The organism is Nonomuraea solani (genome assembly GCF_900108335.1).
GTDB lineage: Bacteria > Actinomycetota > Actinomycetes > Streptosporangiales > Streptosporangiaceae > Nonomuraea > Nonomuraea solani.
On record NZ_FNVT01000003.1, the window covers coordinates 617,581 to 641,805 of the forward strand.

At 70.3% G+C, this 24,225-nt stretch carries 21 protein-coding genes; 11 read left to right on the forward strand and 10 right to left on the reverse strand.

The window, feature by feature from the left end:
• Positions 1 to 52 precede the first annotated feature (52 nt).
• Positions 53 to 730: a GAP family protein gene (locus tag C4V41_RS13925; RefSeq protein WP_103956228.1), complete on the forward strand. Its 678-nt coding sequence runs from the start codon at positions 53 to 55 to the stop codon at positions 728 to 730.
• A gap of 988 nt (positions 731 to 1,718) precedes the next feature.
• Here the strand turns inward: C4V41_RS13925 and C4V41_RS13930 are convergent.
• The 5 genes from C4V41_RS13930 to C4V41_RS13950 all read right to left on the reverse strand — a co-directional run bounded on the left by C4V41_RS13930 (position 1,719) and on the right by C4V41_RS13950 (position 6,531).
• Positions 1,719 to 2,558, reverse strand: coding sequence for an urease accessory protein UreD (locus tag C4V41_RS13930; protein WP_103956229.1), 840 nt, complete (start codon positions 2,556 to 2,558; stop codon positions 1,719 to 1,721).
• Entirely contained in the window at positions 2,555 to 3,256 is a 702-nt protein-coding gene (gene ureG, locus C4V41_RS13935) for an urease accessory protein UreG (RefSeq protein ID WP_103956230.1), read from the reverse strand. Before ureG ends, C4V41_RS13930 begins: the two co-directional genes overlap by 4 nt.
• A 33-nt stretch (positions 3,257 to 3,289) precedes the next feature.
• A complete protein-coding gene (locus C4V41_RS13940; protein WP_103956231.1) occupies positions 3,290 to 3,964 on the reverse strand; it encodes an urease accessory protein UreF in 675 nt (224 codons plus the stop codon).
• Between the two features lie 76 nt (positions 3,965 to 4,040).
• Complete coding sequence (locus C4V41_RS13945) at positions 4,041 to 5,897, reverse strand: urease subunit alpha (RefSeq protein ID WP_103956558.1); 1,857 nt, start codon at positions 5,895 to 5,897, stop codon at positions 4,041 to 4,043.
• Positions 5,890 to 6,531 carry an urease subunit gamma gene (locus C4V41_RS13950; protein ID WP_103956232.1) on the reverse strand — a complete coding sequence of 214 codons (642 nt, stop codon included), beginning with the start codon at positions 6,529 to 6,531 and terminating at the stop codon, positions 5,890 to 5,892. The genes C4V41_RS13945 and C4V41_RS13950 overlap by 8 nt, the downstream gene beginning before the upstream one ends.
• A gap of 821 nt (positions 6,532 to 7,352) precedes the next feature.
• On the opposite strand from C4V41_RS13950, the gene C4V41_RS13955 reads away from it, so the two are divergent.
• Positions 7,353 to 8,444 carry a WD40 repeat domain-containing protein gene (locus C4V41_RS13955; protein ID WP_146103650.1) on the forward strand — a complete coding sequence of 364 codons (1,092 nt, stop codon included), beginning with the start codon at positions 7,353 to 7,355 and terminating at the stop codon, positions 8,442 to 8,444.
• 218 nt (positions 8,445 to 8,662) lie between these two features.
• Here the strand turns inward: C4V41_RS13955 and C4V41_RS13960 are convergent, their stop codons facing one another.
• Complete coding sequence (locus tag C4V41_RS13960) at positions 8,663 to 9,232, reverse strand: TetR/AcrR family transcriptional regulator (protein ID WP_103956234.1); 570 nt, start codon at positions 9,230 to 9,232, stop codon at positions 8,663 to 8,665.
• A gap of 89 nt (positions 9,233 to 9,321) precedes the next feature.
• Between C4V41_RS13960 and C4V41_RS13965 the strand changes: the two genes are divergently transcribed.
• The 4 genes from C4V41_RS13965 to C4V41_RS13980 all read left to right on the forward strand — a co-directional run bounded on the left by C4V41_RS13965 (position 9,322) and on the right by C4V41_RS13980 (position 13,715).
• Positions 9,322 to 10,755 (forward strand): MFS transporter, encoded by a 1,434-nt coding sequence (locus tag C4V41_RS13965; RefSeq protein ID WP_200823964.1) that lies wholly within the window; start codon positions 9,322 to 9,324, stop codon positions 10,753 to 10,755.
• A 50-nt stretch (positions 10,756 to 10,805) separates the two neighbouring features.
• Positions 10,806 to 10,997 (forward strand): hypothetical protein, encoded by a 192-nt coding sequence (locus C4V41_RS61805; RefSeq protein WP_160150277.1) that lies wholly within the window; start codon positions 10,806 to 10,808, stop codon positions 10,995 to 10,997.
• A gap of 77 nt (positions 10,998 to 11,074) precedes the next feature.
• The gene (locus C4V41_RS13975) at positions 11,075 to 12,100 is read left to right on the forward strand and encodes a hypothetical protein (protein WP_103956236.1); all 1,026 of its coding nucleotides are present in this window, start codon (positions 11,075 to 11,077) and stop codon (positions 12,098 to 12,100) included.
• Between the two features lie 52 nt (positions 12,101 to 12,152).
• Positions 12,153 to 13,715 (forward strand): FAD-dependent oxidoreductase, encoded by a 1,563-nt coding sequence (locus C4V41_RS13980; protein ID WP_103956237.1) that lies wholly within the window; start codon positions 12,153 to 12,155, stop codon positions 13,713 to 13,715.
• A 79-nt stretch (positions 13,716 to 13,794) separates the two neighbouring features.
• On the opposite strand, the gene C4V41_RS13985 is transcribed toward C4V41_RS13980, so the two are convergent.
• From C4V41_RS13985 to C4V41_RS13995, 3 genes are all read right to left on the reverse strand, one after another.
• Positions 13,795 to 14,400, reverse strand: coding sequence for a response regulator transcription factor (locus C4V41_RS13985; RefSeq protein ID WP_103956238.1), 606 nt, complete (start codon positions 14,398 to 14,400; stop codon positions 13,795 to 13,797).
• A complete protein-coding gene (locus C4V41_RS13990; RefSeq protein WP_103956239.1) occupies positions 14,397 to 14,768 on the reverse strand; it encodes a sensor histidine kinase in 372 nt (123 codons plus the stop codon). Before C4V41_RS13990 ends, C4V41_RS13985 begins: the two co-directional genes overlap by 4 nt.
• Positions 14,769 to 15,111: 343 nt before the next feature.
• The gene (locus tag C4V41_RS13995) at positions 15,112 to 15,639 is read right to left on the reverse strand and encodes a CGNR zinc finger domain-containing protein (protein ID WP_103956240.1); all 528 of its coding nucleotides are present in this window, start codon (positions 15,637 to 15,639) and stop codon (positions 15,112 to 15,114) included.
• 35 nt (positions 15,640 to 15,674) lie between these two features.
• Between C4V41_RS13995 and C4V41_RS14000 the strand changes: the two genes are divergently transcribed.
• From C4V41_RS14000 to C4V41_RS14005, 3 genes are all read left to right on the forward strand, one after another.
• Positions 15,675 to 16,130, forward strand: coding sequence for a GNAT family N-acetyltransferase (locus C4V41_RS14000; RefSeq protein ID WP_200823965.1), 456 nt, complete (start codon positions 15,675 to 15,677; stop codon positions 16,128 to 16,130).
• 394 nt (positions 16,131 to 16,524) lie between these two features.
• Positions 16,525 to 16,683 (forward strand): hypothetical protein, encoded by a 159-nt coding sequence (locus tag C4V41_RS61810; protein ID WP_160150278.1) that lies wholly within the window; start codon positions 16,525 to 16,527, stop codon positions 16,681 to 16,683.
• 123 nt (positions 16,684 to 16,806) lie between these two features.
• On the forward strand, positions 16,807 to 17,283 hold the full coding sequence (locus tag C4V41_RS14005; protein ID WP_103956242.1) for an SRPBCC family protein: 477 nt from the start codon (positions 16,807 to 16,809) through the stop codon (positions 17,281 to 17,283).
• 121 nt (positions 17,284 to 17,404) lie between these two features.
• Here C4V41_RS14005 and C4V41_RS14010 read toward each other — a convergent pair whose 3' ends face one another.
• Positions 17,405 to 20,260: a helix-turn-helix transcriptional regulator gene (locus C4V41_RS14010; protein ID WP_103956243.1), complete on the reverse strand. Its 2,856-nt coding sequence runs from the start codon at positions 20,258 to 20,260 to the stop codon at positions 17,405 to 17,407.
• A 118-nt stretch (positions 20,261 to 20,378) separates the two neighbouring features.
• Here C4V41_RS14010 and C4V41_RS14015 point away from each other — a divergent pair, with 118 nt between their 5' ends.
• Positions 20,379 to 20,567, forward strand: a complete 189-nt coding sequence (locus C4V41_RS14015; RefSeq protein WP_103956244.1) for a hypothetical protein — start codon at positions 20,379 to 20,381, stop codon at positions 20,565 to 20,567.
• Positions 20,568 to 20,664: 97 nt separating this feature from the next.
• On the forward strand, positions 20,665 to 24,162 hold the full coding sequence (locus tag C4V41_RS14020; RefSeq protein WP_146103651.1) for a hypothetical protein: 3,498 nt from the start codon (positions 20,665 to 20,667) through the stop codon (positions 24,160 to 24,162).
• Positions 24,163 to 24,225 lie beyond the last annotated feature (63 nt).

Sequence of the window (24,225 nt, forward strand, 5' to 3'; positions counted from 1 at the left end):
GTCCGCGGCGCCGCGCCGACCAGGTCATCCCGACCGGCACATGGAGACCGTCATGGGCAAAGCTCTCGGGGACATCCTGGGCCTGGCCGCCGGCGTCGCGGTCAGCCCGCTCCCGATCGTCGCGATCATCCTCGTTCTGGCCACACCGCAAGGACGCCTCAACGGATCGCTGTTCACCCTCGGCTGGCTGGCAGGACTGTCGGTGCTGGGCGGCGTGATGCTGGCGATCGGCGGAGCGGGAGGCTCTTCCGCCCACCATCAGCCGGCCACCTGGGTGGGAGCGCTCAAGCTGGTCCTGGGCATCCTGCTCGTCCTGTTCGGCATCCGACAATGGCGACACCGTCCCACCGGCGCCTCACCAGCCGAACTGCCGAAGTGGATGGCCGCGATCGACCGCTTCAGCCCGGTCAAGGTCTTCGGCCTCGGCCTGGCCCTGTCGGCGGCCAACCTCAAGAACGCGCCATTGACCCTCGCCGCCGCCGCCTCGATCAGCTCCTCCGGCGTGGCGACCGGACAGCAGGTCGCCTCCCTGGCCATCTTCGTGATCATCGGCTCTCTCGGGATCCTGGCCCCACTCGCCGTCTTCCTGTTCCTGGGCGATCGGGCCAGAAGCGTGCTCGGCGGCTGGAAGGACTGGGCGGCCCGGCACAACGTCGCCGTCATGGCCGCCCTGTTCTTCGTGCTCGGGCTGAAACTGCTCGGCGACGGCCTCGGCATCCTCACCTCCTGAACCCGGCGCCAGGGCCTTTGACGTGGGGCGGCCTGCGACCCACAGCACGTGAAGGAGACGCTCACGCAGGAGGGACGCTCGCGGCGGACCATGTTCGTCGCGAGCGCCGCCCGGGAGATGTGCGCTTCGGAGCGCTGGACCGGCCGTTCATGTCTCGGCAGTTGCGCCGGGCTCACATGATCCACGAGAGGGTACGTTCACCACCCACCTCTTGGGCAGCACCACAACCGGTATGCCCGGGAGGCCGGGATACGATCATGAGGGTAAGGCTGAGGAAATCGCGGGCCCAGTCGACCAGAGCTCCGGCGTAGGCGCTGTTGACCCAGGCAGCCCCCGCCATCGACCGAGACGCGGCGCGGTGGGCGATGTGGGTGAGCTGACGGCGACCTGGGCATCACGTTCAAGGTCGAGGCGCGGTTCGAACCGCACGTTCGCGAGGACGGGCCGCTGTCGAAGGTGCCACCGGTGTAGCTGACCGTGTCCTGCTCGTAGGAGACGTGGACGGCCATCGGCTGGACGACCCGGCATGAGTACCGCGCCCGTCGACCGGCGGCCGGCGGCCGGCGGCCGGTCACCATCAACGGCTTGGCCATGTTGGGAGGAGGCGTCCGGCCGCCGCAGTTGCTGTCGGCTGGACGCCTCAGCGGAATGCGCCCCCCTACAGAACGCTGCCCCGCACCACTCTTGAATATCAGTAGCCAAGCGATCACGTGGAGCGAATCGGAGAACTCGACATTCCAGCCCGGCAGTTTGATCGTCGAGGAGATCACCAGTTCGGACACGGACACTCAGTCCCAGGCCTGGCCGATTTCTGAGCGAGATCGGGCGGGTCCTGGTTCGGTCGCCGTGGTCGCCGGGCTCTGGAAAACGTTGAAGGCAGGCCCCCGCGTGCTTAAGTTCTAGCGGTCGTCACACCACGCCGTCCGCCCCGGTCACCCCATGGGCCGCTCCAACGTGGCGAGGGCTGTGCACATACTTCGGCGTATGTTCAGGTCGGCGATGCACTTGGGGTCTGTGAACACGCGAGGGTGTGAGCCGCGTCGAGAAGGCGGCGCAGGTGCAGGGTGTCGGGGGCGAGGGCGGTGACCAGGACGGCAGGTCCGGCGAGCGGGGTCAGCGCGGCCTGCCCGTGCGCCGGGTCGTGGCCGAGCAACCGGACGTCGGACGGCTGTGTGCGGTAGGCCGGGTCGACGATGAGGAGTTGACCGGCGGCGCGGTGGCCGGCGAGGACGGCTGGGCCGTCCCAGCCGGGCGCGTCCGGGCCATAGACGCTCTGCTGGTCCAGGAGGGGGCGTCCGTCGAGACGGACGGTGAGGCGGGTGGTCAGCCGGCCCGGGGGCTCACCGGCGCGGCCGAGAACTTGTTCTTCGCGTAGCACGAGCCTTGCGGTGGGGGCCAGGTCGATGGTGCAGGTTTGGCGCAGGTTGCTGCGTGCGGCGGAGATCAGCGGCTGGGGCAGCCAGTGCAGCGACGCCCGCTCCGCCACGGTGAGCCGAACGTCGTAGGTGGCGTGCTCGGGGGTGGGGCCGCGCAGGGCGATGGTGGCGGCCGCAGAGGTGATGTGCAGGTTGGCGCCTTGTTCGGCGGTGACATCGATGCACAACCGGTCGCCGCCGAGGGGAGCGCACATGGCGCCGGTGATGCACACCCGCGCCTGGTTCCCGTGGGAGCGGTTGCGGCGCAGGTCGAAGGGCCCGTCGCCGGCCAGAACAGGGAGGATGGTGGCATGGTTGGAGGTGGTCGCCCTGATTCGGGCGGTGGCGTGCACGCCCGGCGCGGTGCGCGCGGTGTGCGTGGCCGGGGTGGCCGGGGTGGCCGCGATGGTCATGCGGGGTTCGCGCTCCAGTTCGCCAGGCGCTCGCGGACCCAGTCCGCGACAGGGGTGACGCCCCCTTCTGTCTTGAGCGCGGTGAAGGCGACGGGCAGGCCGCCGCGCTGAGCCTTGGCGTCGCGGGCCATTGCCTCCAGGTCGGCGCCGACGTAGGGGGCGAGGTCGGTCTTGTTGATGACGAGCAGGTCGGAGGCGGTGACACCGGGGCCGCCCTTGCGGGGGATGTCGTCGCCGCCGGCGACGTCGATGACGAAGATCTGGGCGTCGACCAGGCCTTTGGAGAAGGTCGCGGTGAGGTTGTCGCCGCCGGATTCGATGAGGATCAGATCGAGCGAGCCGAGCTGGTCCTCCAGGTCTTCCACGGCTTCGAGGTTGGCGGAGATGTCGTCACGGATGGCGGTGTGCGGGCAGGCGCCTGTCTCGACCGCGGTGATGCGCTGGGCGGGCAGGACGGCCTCGCGCAGCAGGAATTCGGCGTCTTCCCGGGTGTAGATGTCGTTGGTGACGACGGCGATGGACAGCTCCTCGCGCAACGCACGGCACAGCGCGGCGACGGTGGCGGTCTTGCCGGTGCCGACCGGCCCGCCCAGGCCGATGCGCAGGGCGCGACGGCGCCCGTCGGGGCGCTCGTCGCGGGAGCCGCCGGGGCCGTGAGGGCAGTCCTCGGGGAAGGCGTCGCTGTGGTGGAGGTGCATGGCTGCTCCGGTAGTCCAAGGGTGGCGCGGCGGTCAGGAAGCGAACAGGCGTACTGGGCGGGCGGCGTGCTGTTCGGCGGTGATGTCGAGCAGTGGCGCCGAGGTGGCGGGCAACGCCTCGACGCCCTCGATCAGGGCGTGCTGCGCGGATTCGGCTGCCCGCGCCGCGACGTGGTCGATGCCGGCGGCGAGGCGGGCGAGGATGGCGGCGGCGTCGAAGGGGTCCAACCGGAGCAGGCGGACGGTCGCGGTGGCTGGGCCGCTGACGCTCTCATAGGCCGCCACGTACGCCGCGTCCAGCGAGGTCAGGCCCGCGCAGCGGGCGGTGAGGCCAAGCACGACACTCTGGTGGGAGCCGCGCGGCCGGGCCGCGGCCAGGGCGTCAAGGGCGGCCGACGGCCAGGCGGCGCGGGCGGCGCGCAGCAACTGCCGCCCGAGTCTGCGTGCGCTCTGGCGCAGAGCGGGGGCGGGGGTACGAGCATCGGCGGCCTCATCCAGCAGGAGTGGGTCGTAGCCGGCGGCGGCCGCGGCAGCCAGACCCGCCGCGACCAGACCGCTGGTGTGCAGCCGGCCGCTGCAGAACTCCTGCAGGCTCACCACATCGTGAACGCGTCCCGCCGTGACGGCCGCCTCGGCTCCGCCGGAGTGCGCATGCCCTCCGGCGGGGAAGCGGCCGTCGGCCAGGACGAGCAGGGCGGCACGGTTCATCGTGCGTGGCTCACCTTTCCTTCGCGGTGCTGGCGTTCACGGTGCTGGCGTTCACGGTGCGATCGCTGGGCGGCGCTCAGAAGAGGAAGTACCGCTGAGCCATGGGCAGTTCCTGGGCAAGGTGGTCCCACTTGACGTCGACGCCGTCGATCTCCGTGGCCACGTCTCTGGCCTTCGCTCCGCCGATCTCCACCTCGAAGGTGTCGGGATCGACGCGGACGGCGGGGCGGGCGTTGTTCTCCCGCATGTCGGCCTTGAAGACCTTGCGGGTGTCGCGGATCGCCGTGAACTTCTTGCCCACCTTGAGCGTGGCGAGCAGGCCGGCCTCGATGGCGTCCGCGGTGACGAAGTTGACGGAGTTGGCCGCAGGCGCTTGGCCGCTGGCGCCCCACATGGCGCGGGGCAGCACCGGCTGCGGGGTGGTGATGGAGGCGTTGGCATCACCCACCTGCGCATAGGCGATCTGACCGCCTTTGATCACCCGGTGCGTCTTGACGCCGAAGAACTTCGGTTCCCACAGCACCAGGTCGGCCAGCTTGCCCACCTCGACCGAGCCGACCTCGTGGTCGATGCCGTGCGCGATCGCCGGGTTGATGGTGTATTTGGCGACATAGCGGCGGGCGCGATGGTTGTCGGCCCCCTTGTCTCCCGCCTTGTCATCGGGCTTGTCACCGGGCAGGCTGCCGCGCAGCGCCTTCATCGTGTGCGCCGTCTGCCAGGTCCTCATGATCATTTCACCGATGCGGCCCATCGCCTGGGCATCCGACGACATGATCGAGATGGCGCCGAGGTCGTGCAGGATGTCCTCCGCGGCCATCGTGGAGGGCCGGATCCGCGATTCCGCGAACGCGCGATCTTCCGGCAGTTCCGGGTTGAGGTGATGGCAGACCATCACCATGTCGATGTGCTCCTTGACCGTGTTGACGGTGAGGGGCCGGGTGGGATTGGTGGAGGCGGGCAGCACGTTCGGCAGGCTCACCATGGTGATCATGTCGGGGGCGTGGCCGCCGCCTGCGCCCTCGACATGGAAGACGTGGATCGGGTGGTCGCCGATGGCTTCAATGGTGTCGGCGACGGCGCCGGCCTCGTTGAGGGAGTCAGCGTGCAGGGCGAGCTGGACGCCGGTCGCCCTGCACACCTCCAGGCAGCGGCGCAGGACAGCAGGGGTGGCGCCCCAGTCCTCATGGATCTTGAAGCCGAGTACGCCCGCCTTCACCTGGTTGTAGAGGGATTCGGTGGACATGGTGCTGCCCTTGCCGAGCAGCCCGACGTTGACCGGGAAGGCGTCCAGCGCCTCGAACGTCCTGCCAACGTGCCAGGCGCCGGGCGTGACCGTGGTGGCGGTGCTGCCCTCCGCCGGGCCCGTGCCGCCACCGATCAGGGTGGTGACACCGGCGGCGAGCGCCTCGTGGATCTGCTCGGGACAGATGAAGTGCACGTGGGTGTCGACGCCACCCGCGGTGAGGATCTTGCCGTTGCCCGAGATGATCTCGGTCTCGGCACCGATCAGAAAGTCCGTGGCCGTGGCGTGGCCGTCGTGCAGCCGGTCCATGGTCTCGTCGTTATAAGCCTTGCCGAGCGCGACAATCCGGCCGTCGCGGATGGCGACATCGGCCTTGACCACCCCCCAATGGTCCAGAATGACCGCCCCGGTGATGACCGTGTCAGGAGGCTGGGGAGCGCCGAACGCCATGGCGTCGCGCGGCGCGCAGGACTGCCCCATCGACTCGCGGATCACCTTGCCACCGCCGAAGACGACCTCATTCCCACTGCGTCCCGGACCGCCGGACCAGTCCTCGGTGACCTCGATCCGCAGGTCGGTGTCGGCCAGGCGGATCCGGTCCCCGGCCGTCGGGCCGAACCGATCCGCGTACTCAACGCGGGTCAGCGGCTCATGCCGGTCATGCCTCTTGAAGGTCAGGGGCTCAGGCATCGAGACGACCTCCGACCTCACCGCGCAGGCCCGCGACGACGCGCCTGCCCTCGATGGGCACCAGCTCTACCTCCAGCGGGCAACCGGGCTCGAACCGCACGGAGCTGCCCGCCGGGATGTTCAACCGCTTGCCGTAGGCGTCGGCGCGTTCGAACTTCAGGCCGGGATTGACCTCGAAGAAGTGGTAGTGCGAGCCGACCTGGATGGGACGGTCGTCATCGTTGGAGACGGACACAATCGTGACATCACGGCCGACATTGAACGGCACCAACTCGGCGTCCCGGGGATGGTCGATCTTCCCAGGGTGATCAGACGGTTGCTCTCCCTCCTCGGCCAGCGGGGTGCGGATGGTGACCAGCTTGGTGCCGTCGGGGAACGTCGCCTCGATCTGGACATCGGAGATCATCTCCGCAACGCCCTCCATCAGATCCTCGCGGCACAGCACCGTCTTGTCCGGAGGGACCATGAGCTCGGCGACGGTGCGGCCGTCGCGGGCCCCTTCGAGAACGTGTGCGGTCAAGATCGCGACCGCTTCCGGGTAGTTGAGCCGAACCCCCCGCTCCTTCCGCTTGCGGGCCACCTCCGCGGCCACATGAATCATCAGACGTTCCTGTTCATGCGGGGTCAGATGCACTCCCGCCACCTCGCCTTCGCTTCGCCCCGGGCGCTCCCGAAGCCACCGATGCCGCCGGCACCCGCCACCGACACAGGCCGCGGCCCGTGTCCGCTTCCAGGGAGGGACGGACTGCCCGCCCCTTGCGCCGCAGAAGCGCCCGTCGAATGTGATGCCTGCGCGGCGGCCCGGAGCCTTGGCCGATCAACACCCCACGGCGCACCGACCGTAACTTGGCGAATTCATTGCGTGACATAGCGTGATGGTAAGAGGTCCATCACCGGTGACACCGAATCCGCCTTATCTGTCACATAGACACGCGGGCGAGGGTGGCCGCCGCCCGCGCCGGGTATGCCCAGCCCCCGGCCCGTCTGATCGCTATCACCGGTTCGCATCACCCGGTCGCCGACATGAGCCCGAAGGCCTACGCCACGGTGGACCGATCACATGGAACCGGCACCTGTCCGCGTTGCGCTCCTTCACCCGTACCGCTCGAATATTAAGTTGAGCGTCCTGAGCTGCGGAGCAGTGAGGTGTGCCGGGCGTCGATGGCGCCGGTGAGGTCGCCCGGCAGGTAGCGGACCTGCGCTTGCCCACTGGCCAGGGCGGCGTGGTCGTAGGTGCCGATGAGCGGTGCGACCTGGTCTTTTGTGGAGGAGACCCGTTCGAAGCGGCGCTGATGATTTCTGACGGTGGAGATCTCTACGCTGCCGCTTATGAATCGTGAGCGGATTCTCCTGACCCATCCCGGCACCTCGAAGCCCAAATATCTGGAGCTCCGGGTCGACGGGGTCGAGTTGCGCCGGAGCTGGTGGACCGGTGCCGGGAAGCCTCAGGAGCGCATGAAGTCGTTCGGCGGCGGACGCGCGGCGCGCGAGGCCCTGGAGAAGATCGTCACCGAGAAGATGCGTGACGGGTACGCCGTGCTGCGTGACGTCGCCGCGACCGAGCCGGGCGACGTCGTCGTCCAGTGCGCGACGCCGGCGACCAACGGGATCGTCGCGTTCGCCCTGCACCCGGACGGCGGCACCCTCGCGGTCGCCCGCGGCATTCCTGACCGGGTCAGGCCGCGGCTCGGCTCCGAGGTGCAGACCATCGACTTACGGACCGGTGCCCGCCGGGTGGTGTACGCCGATGCGTCGCGGAACTCAGCGGTCCATGACATGGCGTTCGAACCGGGCGGATCACACCTGACGTTCACCGTCCGGAACACAAGCAGCGGAGGGGACACGAGCCACACGGTGGAACTCGCCACCGGTCACGTTCAGCGCCTGCCCCACACCCCCTTGGGGCGCGACACCGTCGCCGGCCGGATGCTGGTGTCCGACGATCACACGTTGCGCGTGCTGGGCCCGGATGGCCATTCGTGCCTCGACCTTCCGGCGGGCGAGCCCTCGCGGACCGGCACCGCCGCCCTGTCTCCGTCGGGCCGGCTCGTCGGCCTCATCCACCACCCGGACAACCGCGATACGGAGTACGACCTCGAAGTCTGGGATGTCGACACCGGCCGGCGAGTGCTCGGTGCCCCGTACCCCTTCCCGACGAGAGCCGACAATGCCCGTGGGCTCGGCAAGCTGATGTTCGACCGGACCGAGCAGCTTCTTGTCGCGAGCGGTGAGACGTTGGGATGCTGCGGTGTCTCGGTGGAATCCGGTGCCTTGTGCTGGACGATCGAAGACAGGTTGGCCGACGTCGCGCTGGCGCCCAACGGCACCCGGCTCGCCGGCGCCCGCATCCAAGGTCCGGTCATCGTCTATGACACCGCGACCGGACAGCCGCTGGAGCCGCGTTTCGTCGTACCCGGCGAGCCGTCACTCTATTACCGCACGGTTGAGTTCTCCGCCGATGGCCGGCTGCTGGCGGTCGGCGACTACCCCGGCCGCGTCACGGTGTTCCGGTTCGACGGCCTGGAGTTCACCAAGCCCGGCGGCTGACCGGGCGGGCGTTCAACCCTTGGAGTCCGGAGCCGGTTGGCGCTGATGAGGGTGTGTGGGTGAGCTGCCTGGTGGTGGCTGATCCGGTGGGCTTTGCGCGAGCGAATGAGCCCGGTCAAGCCGCTCGACGATGACCGGCAGCCCCAAGTAGTGAAGGGGGCGTAGCTCGCCGACGGCGGTCGGCAGGTAACGGCTGTTCCGCAGCGCGACGAACTGGATCAGGCGAGCAACCGGTCGACCAACCCGTCGAGGTAGTCAGGGGTGAGCGGGCCCGCGCCGAACAGGACGCGCATGTAGATCGGCGCCAGAACATGGTCCAGCACCTCCAATACGTCAGGCGGCTCCTCCCCGCGGTCGCGGGCGCGGTCGAGCATGGCCTGCAACTGCCTGGTGCGGTCGGCCAGGAGCTCGTCGCGCGCCTGAAGGCCATGCTGACCCTCGCCTGACAGCGCGAGGGTCAGCCGCACCAGCGCCAGGCCGTCGGGTCCGGTGACCTCGCGGGCCACGTTGGCGGCGTGGGTCCGCAGGTCGCCGGCCAGGCTGCCGGTGTCAGGCATCGGCGACTTCGCGTTGAGCCGGGTCAGCAGCACATCGCTGAGCAGGGCTTGGAGGTTGCCCCACCGGCGGTAGAGGCTGGTGTCGGCCACGCCCGCGCGGGCCGCGATGTCGCCGACGGTGAAGTGTCCGTAGCCGCGCTCGCCGACCAGGTCGGTAACGGCCTGATGCACTGCCGCGCGGACCCGGGCGCTGCGCCCGCCGGGCCGCCTGGCCCGCCCCTGCTCATCCATGTCCCCACCTTAACGCAGTCGAGACTTGCGTTAGAGCCTACGAGGGTCTAAGTTAACGCAGTCATCGACTGCGTTTAGGAGATATGTACGTGAAAGCGTTGCTCACCCTGACCTGCGCGGGTCAGTTCATGGTGCTGCTCGACAACACGATCGTCGGGGCCGCCCTGCCCGACATGCAGCAGGGGCTCCACACCGGGCTGACCGGCCTGCAGTGGATCGTCGACGCCTACGTGCTGCTGGTGGCCATGCTGCTGCTGTCGGGCGGCGTCTTCGCCGACCGGTTCGGCCGCAGGCGGGTGTTCCTGGCCGGGGTGGTGGTGTTCACGGCCGCGTCGGTGGTGTGTTCGCTCGCGCCCTCGGTCGGCTGGCTGATCGCCGGGCGGGTCCTGCAGGGCGTCGGGGCCGCGGCGCTGAGCCCCGCCTCACTGGCACTGCTCACCGCCGCGTATCCCGCCCCGAAGGAGCGCGTCAGAGCGATCGGGTTGTGGGCCGGGTTCAGCGGCATCGGCCTGGCCGTCGGACCACTGGCGGGCGGGATCCTGGTGGAGTCCTTCGGCTGGCCCGCCATCTTCCTGGTCAACGTACCCATCGGGGCGGTCCTGCTGCTGTCCGGGCTGCGCGTGCTGAGGGAGTCCCGCAACCCGAGCGCGCCGCCGATCGACGTCCCCGGCACGGTCCTGTCCGTCGCGGGCGTGGGCGCTGTGACCTACGGCCTGATCGAGGGCGGTTCCCGAGGCTGGACCTCGCCGGTGGTCCTGGGCGGCTTCGCCGCCGGACTGGTGCTCCTGGTCGCGTTCGTCGTGGTCGAGGCTGGTGTGTCGACGCCGATGCTGCCGCTGCGGCTGTTCCGTCAGCGGCTGTTCACGGTGTCCAACACGGCGATGGTCGTGGTCGGGTTCGCGCTGATGGGGTCGTCGTTCTTCTTCTCCCAGTTCTTCGTCTACGTCCAGGACACTTCGATCCTGGTCGCCGGGCTGCGAACCCTGCCCACCTCGCTGGCCATGGTGATCGTCAGCCCGTACGCGGGCCGGTTCGCGGCCAGGTACGGCTTCCGTGTCGTCGTCAGCATCGGCCTGGCGCTGGCCGGGCTGGGACTGCTGGCGCTGGGCTTCGTCCACGCCGATACCGGCTACGGGAACGTGTGGTGGCGGCTGGCGGTCGTCGGCATCGGATTCGCTCTCACCATGTCGCCGCTTACCGCAGCCGCCATCCAGGCGGTCAGCCCACAGGAGGGCGGCCTCGCCTCGGGCGTCAGCAGCACCACCCGGCAGATCGGCGCGGTCCTCGGCGTGGCGGTGCTCGGGGCGATCGTTCACACGCGGGAGTCCGGCGGAGCCTCCTTCGAGTCCGGCCTCAACAGCGCTTTCCTCGCGGCGGGCGCCGTGACGCTGGCCTGCGCCGTGTTCACCGGCCTGTGGCTGACCGCGGCCCGGACGCCAAAGGACGTCCTGGCCGAACGGTCAGGAGGCCGAGCGGTCAGCGAGCGGCCGCTGACGGCTCCTCCCAGTCGGCCCACGTCTTGAGCCGATTGGCGTGAGCCTGCGGCCACGCTCGCCGCGAGCACCCGTGCGGCGTGCGGGTCGCCATCGCCGAGACGTTCGGCGATCGCGTCGATGAGCGGATGTTCGATCGCGGTGGTGGTTTCGACGAATGCGCCGCGCAGCGCGGGGAGGGCCGCCGCGCGCATGGCCTCTCGGGGGGCCGCTTCTTCGGCTCGCGCGGCCCCCTCCGTCTCGTCGTCACCGTCCCAGCATTCCCGATTTGATGCGTGTACGCAAATTTGCGTGCGCGCATTTTTCTTTCTAGCCTGGGCGTCCTCATCCCACAGGAAGGATCAACGCAATGAGGGCCAAGGGCATCAGCTACGACACCGGCTTCGTGCGCAACGGCGGATGCTCCCGCGAACGCTTCGACCCCGGCCTGGTCAAGCGCGAGCTGGAGATCATCCGGGACGACCTGCACTGCACCGCCGTCCGCGTCATCGGCGGTGACCCCGAACGGCTGGAACTGGCCGCGACCTACGCCGCCGACCTCGGCCTGGAGGTCTGGTTCTCGCCCTACCCCCTCGAACTGACCACCGACGAAACGCTGGCGCTGTTCGCCGACTGCGCGCGGCGGGCGGAGCGGATCCGGCGGCGGGGCGCCGAGGTCGTATTCGTCGCCGGTGCCGAGCTGAGCCTGATGAACAAGGGATTCCTGCCCGGCGACACCCAGGAGGACCGGCTCGGACTGCTGCTCACGCAGCGCGACAGCCTGGCCGAACGGGTCGGCGAGCTCAGCGCACGGGTCAACGACTTCCTCGCCCGCGCCGTGGCACTCGTTCGCGAGCGCTTCGGCGGCCGGATCACGTACGCCGCCATCCCGCTCGAACGCGTCGACTGGGCGCCCTTCGACATCGTGGGCGTGGATCTTTACCGGTCGGCCGAGGTCGCGGGCCAGTTCGCCGACGGCGTCCGCACCCTCGTCGCGCAGGGCAAGCCGGTCGCGATCACCGAGTTCGGCACCGCCGCCTACCGCGGCGCGGGCGACAGGGGCGGCCGCGTGTTGGAGGTCCTCGAATTCGATCGGGAGACCGGCGCGCCGATCCGCCTGAACGACGCGTACGCCCGCGACGAGCCCGGCCAGGCCGCATACGTACGCGAACTGCTGGAGATCTACGACGCCGCGGGGGTCGACAGCGCCTTCGTCTTCGTCTTCGCGCTCGACAACTTCCCGCACCGCCCCGACGGCGACCCCCGCGACGACCTCGACCTGGCCAGCCCCGGCATCGTCAAGGTCCTCGACGGCCGCCACGGAAGCACGTACCCGGACATGCCCTGGGAACCCAAGGCCGCCTTCACCACCCTCGCCGCCTACTACAGCGGCTGACCGCACACGCTTCATCCGTCCTGTCCCTTTGCGGGCGAACAAAGGAGTACACATGATCACAGATGTCGTCATCGCCGGCGGCGGCCCGAACGGGCTGATGCTGGCCTGCGAACTGAGCCTGGCAGGGATCCGGCCGGTCGTGCTGGAGCGGCTGCCGGAGCCGGACGAGGAACCGAAGGCGAACGGACTGCTCGGCCAGGTCGTGAAAATGCTCGACCACCGGGGGCTGCACGAACGCCTCAGTGGCAGCCCAGTACCGCCGCGGCCGAATTCCACGTACTTCATGTTCGGCGCGATGGGCCTGGACCTGAGTCTGCTGGAGGACAGCCCCATCTATGCCCTGCCGGTGCCGCAGCGACGCATCGTGCAGGTTCTGCAGGAGCGCGCCATCGAACTGGGCGTGGAGATCCGGCGGGGACATGAGGTCGTCGGCCTGTCGCAGGACGATGACGCGGTCACCATCGACGTCGCGAGCCCGGGCGGGGCCTACCCCCTGCGGGCTCGGTACCTTGTCGGCGCGGATGGAGCCCACAGCACCACGCGCAAGCTCTCCGGCATCGGATTCCCCGGCATCACCTACGACCGGATGACCGTCCGCTCAGCGCATGCGACGGTCCCGGCGGACTGGGTCGATCCTGCGACCGGCGCGCTGAACGTGCCCGGCTACGGCCCCGTCATGCCGTTCATGCCCCACCGCACCGAACGCGGAGGGTTCTCCTACGCGCCGATGCCCGGCCACCCGCCGCTGGTCAGCACCACAGAGTGGGACCAGCCCACGACCGACGCTCCGATGAGCCTGGAGGAGTTGCGGGCGAGCATCCGCCGCGTACTCGGCGCCGACGTGCCGCTCGGTCCGCCCGATGGTCAAGGACCGCATGCGCTGCGCCGGCTGAGCGGCGGTAACACCCGGATCGCCGAACGGTTCGCCGACGGCCGGGTGTTCCTGATCGGTGACGCCGCCCATGTGTACGCCGCCACGGGAGGCGGTCCAGGGCTCAACCTCGGCCTGCAGGACGCGGTCAATCTCGGCTGGAAACTCGCCGCCGAGATCCGGGGAAGCGCCCCGCCCGGCCTGCTGAACAGTTACGAGACAGAGCGGCGATCGGCCGCCCAGCGCATGGTGCTGAACGCGCGGGCACAGGCGGCCCTGATCGCCCCCGGCAGCGATGTCACCGGACTGCGCGAGGTGTTCACCGAGCTGCTCCGCGACCCGAGCACCGTGCAGCGCCTGGCCGAACTCACCGCGGGCGCCGACGTCCGCTACGACATGGGCGGAGGCGAGGCGCACCCGCTGGCCGGCCGGTTCGTCCCGGACATGGAACTGCACACCCCGACAGGGCCGGTCCGGCTGGCCGAGCTGACCAGAACCGCACGTCCCCTGCTGCTCGACCTGACCGAAGGAGCATCGCTGGCGGAGGCACTCGCCCTGCGCGACGACCAGGTCGAGATCGTCGCCGCGCGCTCCCAGGCCCCCGCGCCCACCGCCCTGCTTCTTCGACCGGACTGCTATGTGGCCTGGGCATCCGCATCACCCCGGCCAGATCCCACGGAGATCGAAACACTCCGGGCAGCCTTGCGGCGGTGGTTCGGTGTCGCCGAACCCGCCCACACCTAAACCGACGGTCCCGCGGGGACGGCTGGGCCGCAAGCGTTGACCCGGGCACGTACGTGGGCAATCCACGACATCTTCGCCGTCAGAGCCAGCCCGCGTCGCGGGAGATGCGGATGGCGTCGATGCGGTTGCGGCCTCCGACCTTGCTGATCGCGTTGGACAGGTAGTTGCGTACGGTGGCATGCGACAACGAAAGCTGGGTGGCGATCTGGGCGGTGCGGATGCCGCTCGCGGCGGCTCTGAGCACCTCGGTCTCCCTGGCCGTGAGCGGGCTGGTGCCGGTCTCGAGCGCGGCGGCGACGAGTTCGGGGTCGATCACCCGCTCGCCGCGGGCGATGCGGCGGATCCCGTCGGTGAGGGTCTGCGCCGGGGCGTCCTTGACGATGAATCCCCGCACGTGCACCTTCAGCGCGCGTAGCAGGTTGCCGGGCTGGCTGAGCCCGGTGAGCACGAGGGTGCGGCAGCCGGGAAGGCGCTCGGACAGATGCTCGGCCGCCGACAGCCCGTCCAGGCCCGGCATGTCGATGTCGAGCACGGCGACGTCGGGGCGCACCCGCAGGGCCGCCTCCAGCACCTCGTCGCCGCGCTCGACCTCGGCGACGACCTCGATGTCGTCCTCCAGCGACAGCAGCGCGACCAGGGCGGACCTGATCAGGTGCATGTCCTCGGCGATGAGTACGCGGATCACAGGGCTTCCTCCGGGACTTCGACGGACAGCCGGAAGAGGCCGTTCCGGACGGCGGTGGCGGAGGTGCCGGACACGGCGCGGGCCCGCTCGCTCACTCCGGCCAGCCCTGAGCCGGGGGCCGCGACGCCCCGCACACCGTCGTTGACGATCTCCAACCGTACCGTCCCGTCGAGTCGGGACAGGGTGATGGAGCAGGTCTGGGCCTCGCTGTGGCGCAGCAGGTTGGTGGTGCCCTCGCGGATCGCCCACGCCAGCGCGTCCTGCGCGGGGCCGGGCAGCGGCGGCAGGTCGGCCACGTCGAGCCGGGTCTCGACACCGGCGGCACCGAGCAGGGCCGCGGCGCCGTCGATCTCGGTGCGCAGCGACACGGCGTGCTCGTCGCGGGCAGCCCACCGCCCCCAGCGGGGCCAGCACAAGCATGCGCTCAGAACGCCAGAGCTCCGCCAATCCGCCCACCTCCCGCTCTTCGGTACCGGCTGACCAGGGTAGACGCGCTGGTCGTGCGGTGGTACCGGCCGCCGGCGGCCGCCTGGAGGGTGCGAGCGAAAGGGTCATGTACGGGTCTGGCCTTCCTGCCGCCGCAGGCTATGGGCGAGCGATCTTCACCCTGCACCGGCGGGCCGCCGTGGAACAGATGCAAATGTCACCGAGCCCGCCATGCGCGGTCGGGTCGGGACGCCTGCCTGCTCGGCCGTTCCATCTGCCGGCTGGTCACATGGCGGGCGTGGACTGACGGGCGCGATGGCGGCGTACCGCGTCCCGGTTGGCGCATGGCTGGGAGCAGTAACGCTGCCGCGCGGTGCGTGAAGTGTCCGCGAAGATCGTCTCGCAACCGGTGGCGGCACACCGTCCGAGCCGGTCCATGCCCCGGCTGACGAGGTGCATCGCCGTGCCCACGGAGATCAGCGCGAACAGCACCGCGCCGAGCGGCTGCAGGTCGTCGCGATAGTGCAGATGCCAACCATGAGCGTGGTCGGTCAGCCGGGGGTAGGCGGCCGACAGGGCCAGCATCTGGTTGACCCGCTCGGCCTTCTCGCGCTCGCCCGTGGCGTCGACGACCTTCGTCCAGGCGTCGATGACGGCGAGGGTCTGGTCGAGATCCGACGGTTCGACGGGGCGTTCCAGCACCAGACCGGCCGCGCGGCAGCGGTCGGCGAGTTCGTCGGCGCTCGCCGGTGGGTGGTTCGCCAGCTCCGCGGCGAAGTTCACCACATCTGCGCCGTAAGGGTTGAGGTGCACAAGCCCATTACACCAGCCTGTACATCATTATGCGAATGGCAACAGAGCGCGACATTCCGGAACTCGTCCGTCTCCGGGCACTGCTCTTCAGCGACCTCGGCGGCGACTTCTTCAACCCCGCGAACGCCGGTGACGACTGGCGCGACGCGCTCGCACGGGTGTTCGAGCAGAAGCTGACCGAACCCGACTGCCGGATCCTGGTCGTGGACGGCGACACCGGCCTGGCCGCCAGCGGCATCGGCACGATCGAACAGTGGTTCCCCGGTCCCCACTCCCGCAACGGGAGGATCGGCCACGTCATCGGCATGGTCACCGACCCCTCGTACCGGCGGCGCGGGCACGGCCGGGCGATCATGCTCGGCCTGCTCGCCTGGTTCCGCGATCGCGACGCCGTACGGGTCGACCTCACCGCCTCCCACGAGGCGGAATCGCTCTACCGGAAGCTCGGCTTCTCCGACCACCCCGATCCCCTGCTGTGCTGGAAGCCGTGAAGACCTCGCGATACCGCTGGGTCATTCTGGGTGTCGCGACCTTCACGCAGGCCGCGGCCGCGTTCTTCGTGCAGGGCATCGGTGCGATGAGCGTCCACCTGCAACGAGACCTGGCGCTGAACACGACCCGGCTGGGCCTGGTGGCCTGGCCATGGGCATCCGCCAGGCGGGTCTCCCGCTCGGGGCGTCCTCGCCGCCTTCGCGCTCCCACCGCTGGCCACGACCTTCGGCTGGCGATCGACGCTCATGGCCGGCGCGCTCGTCGCCTTGTCAGGCGCCGTCGCCTTCATGGCCTTCTACCGCCGCCCACCGGGCCAGCGCCCCATGCCGATCACGTCCCGCGTGCGGCTGGAACTGCTCCGCGAGCCGTACATGAAGAAGATCATCTTGTCCGGTGGCGGTCATCCTGGCGCCACCCGTGCTCGGCCTGCTCACGAACCTGACCGGCGGCTTCGCCTCGGACGACGGCGGGCGTCTCCGCGAACGCCGTCGCCGCCACGTTCGGCGCGGGCAGCCGCCCTTACCGGTGCCCGGCGTCCGCGCCCGAGCTTGACCTCCCTCCATGCCCAGGCCGCCGGTAATTCACGGGCCGCCTGATGACATTTGCATCTGTTTGCCGATGACCTGCGGGTACAGGCTGGAGCCCTCACAACCACCCCTGGAAAGGCAGGCACCGATGGAGACGTCACCCGCGGTACGGATCGAGCAGACCTATCCCGCCACGCCCGAGCGCGTCTGGCAGTTGTGGACTACGGCCGAGGGCATCGAGTCGTGGTGGGCGCCCGACGGTTTCACCGTGAAAGTGAACAAACTTGACCTACGTCCCGGCGGGGAGCTGATCTACACGATGACCGCGACGGCTCCGGAGACGGTGGCGTTCATGCAGGAGGCCGGGATGCCGCTCAGCACCGAGTCCCGCAAGACGTTCGTCGAGGTGCAGGCGCCGTCCAAGCTCTCCTACAGCTCGCTGGCGGACTTCATCCCCGGCGTGGACCCCTACGACTTCCTGACTGTGGTCGAGATCCGGCCCGAGGGCAGCGGGGTCCGGGTCACGATGACCGCGGACGCCATGCACGACGAGGAGTGGACCCAGCGCCTGACCGCCGGCCGCACGAACGAGCTGGCCAACCTCGGCAAGCTGCTCCAAGCCTGACCAGGGGCCCGCTGGAGGGCCGCCCTGCCGAGGGTGACCAGGTGCTGGAGGTCGTGGCGGGTGGTCCAGGCCGGCCAGAGCCGCGCTCATCCGCGCCGGCAGCGCCGCGATTCTTCTGGCATCACGCCTGCGGGACGGGGCCGAACGCCTCGCGGAGCTGCCGGCGGTTGGTGATGGCGAGTTTGCGGTAAGCGCGGGCCAGGTGGGTTTCCACGGTCTTGATGGTGACGAACAGAGCCTGGGCGATCTGGCTGTTGCTGTGGCCGTGCAGGGCGAGGAGGGCGACGCGCCGCTCGGCCGGGGTGAGGGCGTCGATGCCGGTGACGGCGGCGCGGCGTGGTCGTACGCCGGCGGCGTGGAGTTCGGTCCTGGCGCGCTCGGCGAGGAGGCGGGCGTGCATCCGGTCGGCGAGTTCCAGGCCCTGGCGGAGCGGTTGCCGGCACTCGTTCCGACGGCCGGCACGGCGCAGGGCCGCGCCGAGGTCGACGAGGGCGCGGGCGTGTTCGAGGACCGCCGGGGTCTCCTGGAGGGTATGGCACGCCTCGGCGAGGAGGCCGAGGTCGGGGCCCGGGCGGGCGACCAGGCCGGCGACGCGCAACGCCGCCCCGACGGCCTGCGGCACGCCGACCGCGCGGGCTCGTTCGGCCTCCTGCCCGGCGAGCAGCACCGCGGTGCGGTGGTCGCCGAGGTGATGCGCGGCGAGGGCCGCCGTGGCGCGCCACGGAAGCAGACCGGGGTGGTCGATCTCGTAGATCTCCTCAAGGTGGCGGCCGGCGGCGCGGGCGGTGTCGAGCGCGGTCGCGGGCTCGCCGCGGAGCAGGCTGATCCGGGCTTGGGAGTCGAGCACGAGCGCGAGGTCCATGCCGTCGGCCGGACGCTTGTCTGCCAGGTGCAGCGCCTGTTCGGCGCCGGCCGCGTCGCCCTGTTCGAGACGCAGCCGGGCGAGGAGGGAGCCGATCCAGCCGCCCGCCGAGATCCAGCCCTCGCCGTACGGCATCCGGGCCGCCTCCAGATCGGCCAGCGCCGGGGTGAGCGCTCCCAAGTGGTAGCGGGCGAGCGCGCGGTGATAGCTGGCCCCGGCGTAGGCGATGACGTCTCCCCGGCGGCCGGCGGCGGACAGCGCCGCGTCGGCGGCGGTTTCCGCGGCGGTCAGCTCGCCCGCGATGACGAGGGAGTGGACGACGATGCCCAGCAGTCCCCCGTGTCCCTCCGGACCCACGAGCGGGTCTCGGGCCAGCGCGAGCGCGGCCGTCCGCCGCACGTCCGCCGGTGGGGCGCCGGCCAGCGCGAGCCTGAGCGTGACATGGGCCAGCAGGCCCGGCCGGTCCGGCGGCCGTCCGCGCCGGGTCTCGGCGAGCACCGGGGCCAGCAGTCGCTCGCCGTCGCGCCGCAGCGGCGGATGGAATGTCGAGACCATGAGATAGCCGGCCAGCGCGTTCTGCCACTTCGCGCTGCCCGGTTCCAGTAACGCCAGTGCCTCGTGGTGGGCCACGGCGGCCCCGGCGAAGTCGTCGCGGGCGTGGCGGACCTGAGTGAGAAGATTCAGGGCGCGTACCTTGCCGGGCGCGCTCGCCTCGCCGAGCAGGGCGAGCCCTTCGGTCACCGAGGCGAGCGCGCCGATGTCGCCGGCGACCAACTGCGCGCGTGCCAGCTCGACCAAGAGCTCGCCGCGCCGTTCCCCGGACATTTCGTCGGGCAGGGCGCGGTGCAGCAGCCGGACGGCGGCGGCCGGGTCGCCGCGGCGTACCGCCCGGCCGGCCGCCTCGCGCAACACTCGCGCCACGGCGGAGTCGCCCTCGGGATGGGTGGCCAGCAGGTGTCCAGCGATCTTCTCGACGCCCTCGCCGTCCGCGGCGAGCAGGTCGGCGGCCCGGTGGTGTGCCCGGGCACGGGCGAAGGCGGGCAGGTCCGCGTGGATGGCGGAGGCGATGAGCGGATGGACGAACGCCAACGGGTCACCGGGGCGGAGCAGGTGGGCCGTCGCGAGGACGTCGGCCGCCCGCTCGGCCGGTGCCGGCTCAAGTCCCGCGTGGGCGGCGGCGCGGCGCAGCGGCGTACCGTCGCCCAGCACGGCGGCCGAGGCGGCGAGCCGGCCCGCGTCGGCGGGCAGGCGGGCCAGCCGGGCGAGCACCGAGCGGAGCACCGTGTCGGGCACGATGCCCGCGACCGCGTCCGCCGCCGGAACGCCACCGTCTGCTTGGAGCGATCGCAGCAGCTCGCCGACCAGGAACGGGTTCCCGCCGCTGGCGTGCGCCACCGCGGCCGCCAACCCGTCCCCGCCGTCCGGGAAGGCGTCGCCCACCAGCCGGTCGACCGCCGCCGAGCTCAGCGGCGCCGGGGTCAGCAGGCGATGCGGCGGACGCGACGCCAGCGTGCGCAGCGCCGGCACGTCGGACTCGGCTCCGCCGTCACGCGCCGCCACCACCATGGCGATGGGCAGCTTGCCGACCCGGTCGGCCAGCATGGTCAGGAAGCGCAGCGACGCCTCGTCCGCCCACTGCGCGTCGTCGACGGCGACCAGCATGGGAAGTGTCGCATCGGCCCGATCCCAGCCGGTCAGGTTCGCGGCCAGCCAGCACATGCCGTGGAGCAGCACGTCCGCGTCGAGACGGACGGCCGAGTGGGCCCCGGGGAGGAGCCCGGGAAACAGCGGGGCGGCCGGTGCGGCCATGCCGTGCACCAACCGGGCACGCTCGCCGGGGGCGGTGGCGGTCACCGGCGGCGTCAGCAGTTCGAGCGCGACGCCGAGCGCGATCTCACGCTCCAGTTCCCGCCCGCGCGCCTCCAGCACCCGCAGCCCGGCCGCCCGGGCGCAGTCGACCGCCGCCGTCAGCAGACTCGTCTTTCCCGCCCCGGGCGGTCCCTGCACCATCGCCAAGCAGCCGCTGCCGGCGCGGGCGGCATCCATCGCCGCCCGCAGCGCGGCGATCTCCTTGGCACGCTCCAGCAGAGGCCCCTCTCCCACCCGCACCGCCACGCCCCAACCGTACGTCGGCCGGGCCGCCTCATCTAGATCTTCGTGAGGGAGGGAGGGTGGCAAATGTCAGGGTGCCGACCCTGACGCGGCCGGTTCGCGGCGACATGAGACTGCACGGGTGAGCGAATCTGGGTATCGCGTCCGGCTGACCGTGGAGGTCGTTCTGTCGGCCGACCCGATCGAGGGCGTCCTGCGTCATCCGCACGGGGCCGGCAAACCCTTCGCCGGCTGGGTGGCGCTCATCCGCGCGCTGGAACTCGCCCTCGACACCGAGCGCGCTCACTCCGCTTCCTCGCCACCGGGCTGACCGCCGGCCGGCGTGCCTGGGACCGGGCACTCGAGTTCCCATGCCGATCGACGGTGCCCCGTCCCAGAAGCTGCGACAACACGACAAGGAGCCGACCATGCCACGCGAAAAGGACCTGACCAACCCCGGCAAGGACTACAAAGAGTCTCTGGACGAGATCAACGAGGACGTCAAGCAACAGGGCACCGAGCACGATCCCGGCAGGCAGCGGGCGCGTCAGCTCGGTGAGGAGATCACCGAATACACCAACGCCCTCGGCATAGAGTCGTTCGCCGACCCTGTCGTGGAGAACGTCCAAGGAGGCGAGGTCGTCGAGAACCCCGGCGAAGCCGTCGCCACCGAGGACAAGGTGATCAAGGACCTGCACGACAAGCTGGCCGCGTTGTCGATGAAGTTCGCCGAGCAGGAGACGCCGCGCAAGCAGTACAACCTCGCACGGTTCCTGGCCATGTTCAGCGTCATCAGTTCGATCGGCGCCGTCGCGACGCTGATCTACAACGGGCTGCGCAACGCCCAGCTCGACAAGCCGATGCCGCCGGAGATCCCGCCGGACACCGCGGCCAGGATTCGCGCTCTGGTCAAGCAGTGGAACAACGAGACCGACCCGTACTACTGGCAGAGCCTGGCCGACTACACCGAGCTTTCCGCCAAGCACGGCACCCCGCTCACGCTGGCGGACCAGCTGCTGTTCATGGACTACACCATCGGGTTGTTCCCGGGTGGGCAGCCGTTCCTCTGGAACTCGGGCGACGATCTCGTGGGCTTCGTCGACCAGCTCGTCGCCGTCTACCGGAAAGCGGGCAACAGCACGCCTGCCATGTACAGGCACGTCCCTGACCTGCGCTACCGCGACCAGCCGCTGCCCCGCGCGGTGGCCGCCGGGCTGCTGCGCTACGCACTCACCCAGATCCTCGTCCTGCTCGACCCCGTCGTCTTCGTGCAGGGGAAGGAGGGCGACGAGGGCGAGCTGTCCCGGCCCAAGGACGAGGACGCCCAGCGCGAGGAGAGCGAGGAGGAAGCGGAGGCGACCCGCCAGCGCGATGAGTTCGCCAAGGAGAACAAGGAGAACGCCAAGGCCATCGACAACGTGGTCAGCCGCCTCACCATCGACAGCGCGAACTGCCAGGCGGTGGACGCCGCGCGTACGACGATGCCCGAGGTGACCAGCAGCGCGATCAGCAGCCCCGAACCCGACTCTCGCCTGGACGAACTGCGGGAGGCGGGCCGTGTCGCCGCCGGCAGAACAGCGGATGCGAGCGAGCCCGCCAAGAACAACAACACCCGCCGCTACCTGGCCCGCTTCATCGGCCTGACCGCCGTCGGCTCAGCGGCGGCCGTGATCATGGAGTACCTGATCCGGCAGGCGCGCAGGCAGCCCAGCGGCGACCTGCCGCCCATTCCGGAGGACACCAAGCAGAAGCTCCACGCGCTCGTCGACGGGTGGAACGCCCAGCCGGACGCCACGTACTGGAACAATTTCGCCGACTACGTCGACACTCCCACGGCAGAGCTCACCGCCGCCGACCAGATCCTGTTCTGCAACTACACGATCCAGCTCTCACAGGCGGGCGGGTTCTTCCTGTGGGACAGCGCGGCGGACAAGGCCGGCACCGCCGACCTGCTCGTCAAGGCGTACGAGGATCGGAGTAAGACCTCGGACATGTACCGGGCGGCGGCGAAACTGACCTACCACGACAAGCCGCTGCCCAGGGCCGACACGGCGGACCTGCTGCGGCTGGCGCTGACCTGGATCTTCCGGACCGCCTTCACCCCTGACCCACTACGCGCGGCGTCCCTGGAAAACGCCGAGCATCTGCGGCCGAGGGTCCATGTCGCGGCCGTCGCCGGCGGCGGCGACAGGGCCGGCTACGCCCGCGAGTTGCTCGCCCGGCTCTACCCCGGCCTGCCGCCACGCGCGGCTGCGGCGTTGGAGAATCTCACCCTGGCGGAGGGCACGCCGCACCGGCTCCTGGACTCGGCGAAGGTGATGGCGGCGCTGCCCGCGCCGGTCAGGGCCAGGCTCGGCGACCAGTACGCGCTCCTGCTGGCCAAGCTCAACCGGACCTTCGCCATTCTCGGCAAGGAACGGCTGGAGCGTTCCGCGATCACCGCACTGGCCGAACCGGCAGGAGACCTGCCCGCCGGCACGCTCTGCCTGGTCCGCGAGACGAGCGCGGCCACCGTCCACTACCTGCTCCCCCACATCGTCGTGGACGCGGCCACCGGCACACCCCGCCTCACCGGCCTGCCCGCCCCCGCCACCCCGCGCCCTTCCCAACTGCCCAAGGTGCGGCTGTTCGGCAACGCCGCGAACATCGCACTCCAGGTGTCGGGCACCCTCGTGTGGGCCCTGCCGGAGCCATGGGGCCCGCTGGCCGCCGGTGGCGTGACGCTCATCCAGCTGCTGTTCGGGCAGAGCGATGACGGCAGCCCGTTCACCGGCGTGGTGACGCAGCTGGAGGACTTCATCAAACAGCAGGACATCACCCATCACGCGACCGTGGTCAAGGCCTTCGTCAACTGGATGGTCGAGCAGCAGGAAGTGCTGAAGACCGTCCAGGGCGACGACTCCAAGTACATCAACGAAAGTCTGCTGCCCGAGCTGCGCAAGATGACCGCGCCAGGCGACGACAGCGTGTACGACGCGGTCTACGACCTGGAGAACTACCTGCACGTCCCCGGCGCCTTCGACCTGATGGTGCTCGCCGTCTCGGTGTATCTGCTCGGCCTGAAGATGATCGTGCAACTCGATGCCATGCTCGCCTCTCCGGCGTACAAGTCGGGTGACCAGAGCACGTACAACCAGTACACCCAGCTCTGGCTCGGCGACTACGCCAACTTCCACACGGCCGTCATGGGCGGCGACGGCAACCCCGGCTGGGTGCAGCGCGTCGGCCGGCACATCGCCGACTTCCAGACCGCCCACCTCGCCGAGATCACCGGCGTCTATCGGTACGACAACCGCGAGTTCGTCTCCGGCACCTCGATGTCGTTCGTGAAGGACAGCTGGGGCTGGACCTACCGCGACACCGCGCTGGGGGAGGACGACCTGGCGCACTTCATGGTCGACACCTTCGTCACCAGCGGCTGTTGCGCCTCCGACTCCACCAGGGTCGAACACCGCACGGAGGTGCAGGCCGCTCATGACCAGCACGTGGCCGCGGTCACGCAGCTCCTGGACGCCCAGTACGGCAAGCACGTCGCCACGGTCAAGGCCTGGCAGACGGCCATCGACCAGTGGAACGAGCACCTGCCGCCGCAGCGGCCCACCCAGGCGCCGACGATCAGCCCGGACGGCTGGCGGTACACCACGCCGCGCGGAGCGTACTGGGTGGACAGCAACCAGGTCTCCTATGCGGTGGCCTTCGCCAACCACGGCGGCCCCTCGCCGACCGGTCCCTGGTCCGATCCGGTGATCATCAAGGGCAAGGCGGGGCCGACGCTGACCGGACTACCCGACGACCCGCTGGGGATGGCGGTCTCCCGCCAGATCTGGCGCCGCTTCGACCTGTCGAACGGCACCAAGAAGATCGAGATCGTGGGCTTGACGACCGGCATGGACGAGCACACGTTCAAGGACGACTCCACCACCTGAGGCTCCCCGGCCACCTCCTCGGCGTCTGCCGCTTCCTACTGGCAGCGACCCTGTAGCGTCGTA

Coding starts and splice junctions, on each gene's coding strand:
- C4V41_RS14000 (WP_200823965.1), top strand. CDS start 15,675: ATGGCAACAGAGCGCGACATTCCGGAACTCGTCCGTCTCCGGGCACTG.
- C4V41_RS14005 (WP_103956242.1), top strand. CDS start 16,807: ATGGAGACGTCACCCGCGGTACGGATCGAGCAGACCTATCCCGCCACG.
- C4V41_RS13980 (WP_103956237.1), top strand. CDS start 12,153: ATGATCACAGATGTCGTCATCGCCGGCGGCGGCCCGAACGGGCTGATG.
- C4V41_RS13940 (WP_103956231.1), bottom strand. CDS start 3,964: ATGAACCGTGCCGCCCTGCTCGTCCTGGCCGACGGCCGCTTCCCCGCC.
- C4V41_RS13975 (WP_103956236.1), top strand. CDS start 11,075: ATGAGGGCCAAGGGCATCAGCTACGACACCGGCTTCGTGCGCAACGGC.
- C4V41_RS13945 (WP_103956558.1), bottom strand. CDS start 5,897: ATGCCTGAGCCCCTGACCTTCAAGAGGCATGACCGGCATGAGCCGCTG.
- ureG (WP_103956230.1), bottom strand. CDS start 3,256: ATGCACCTCCACCACAGCGACGCCTTCCCCGAGGACTGCCCTCACGGC.
- C4V41_RS13930 (WP_103956229.1), bottom strand. CDS start 2,558: ATGACCATCGCGGCCACCCCGGCCACCCCGGCCACGCACACCGCGCGC.
- C4V41_RS14020 (WP_146103651.1), top strand. CDS start 20,665: ATGCCACGCGAAAAGGACCTGACCAACCCCGGCAAGGACTACAAAGAG.
- C4V41_RS13955 (WP_146103650.1), top strand. CDS start 7,353: ATGAAGTCGTTCGGCGGCGGACGCGCGGCGCGCGAGGCCCTGGAGAAG.
- C4V41_RS13960 (WP_103956234.1), bottom strand. CDS start 9,232: ATGGATGAGCAGGGGCGGGCCAGGCGGCCCGGCGGGCGCAGCGCCCGG.
- C4V41_RS13925 (WP_103956228.1), top strand. CDS start 53: ATGGGCAAAGCTCTCGGGGACATCCTGGGCCTGGCCGCCGGCGTCGCG.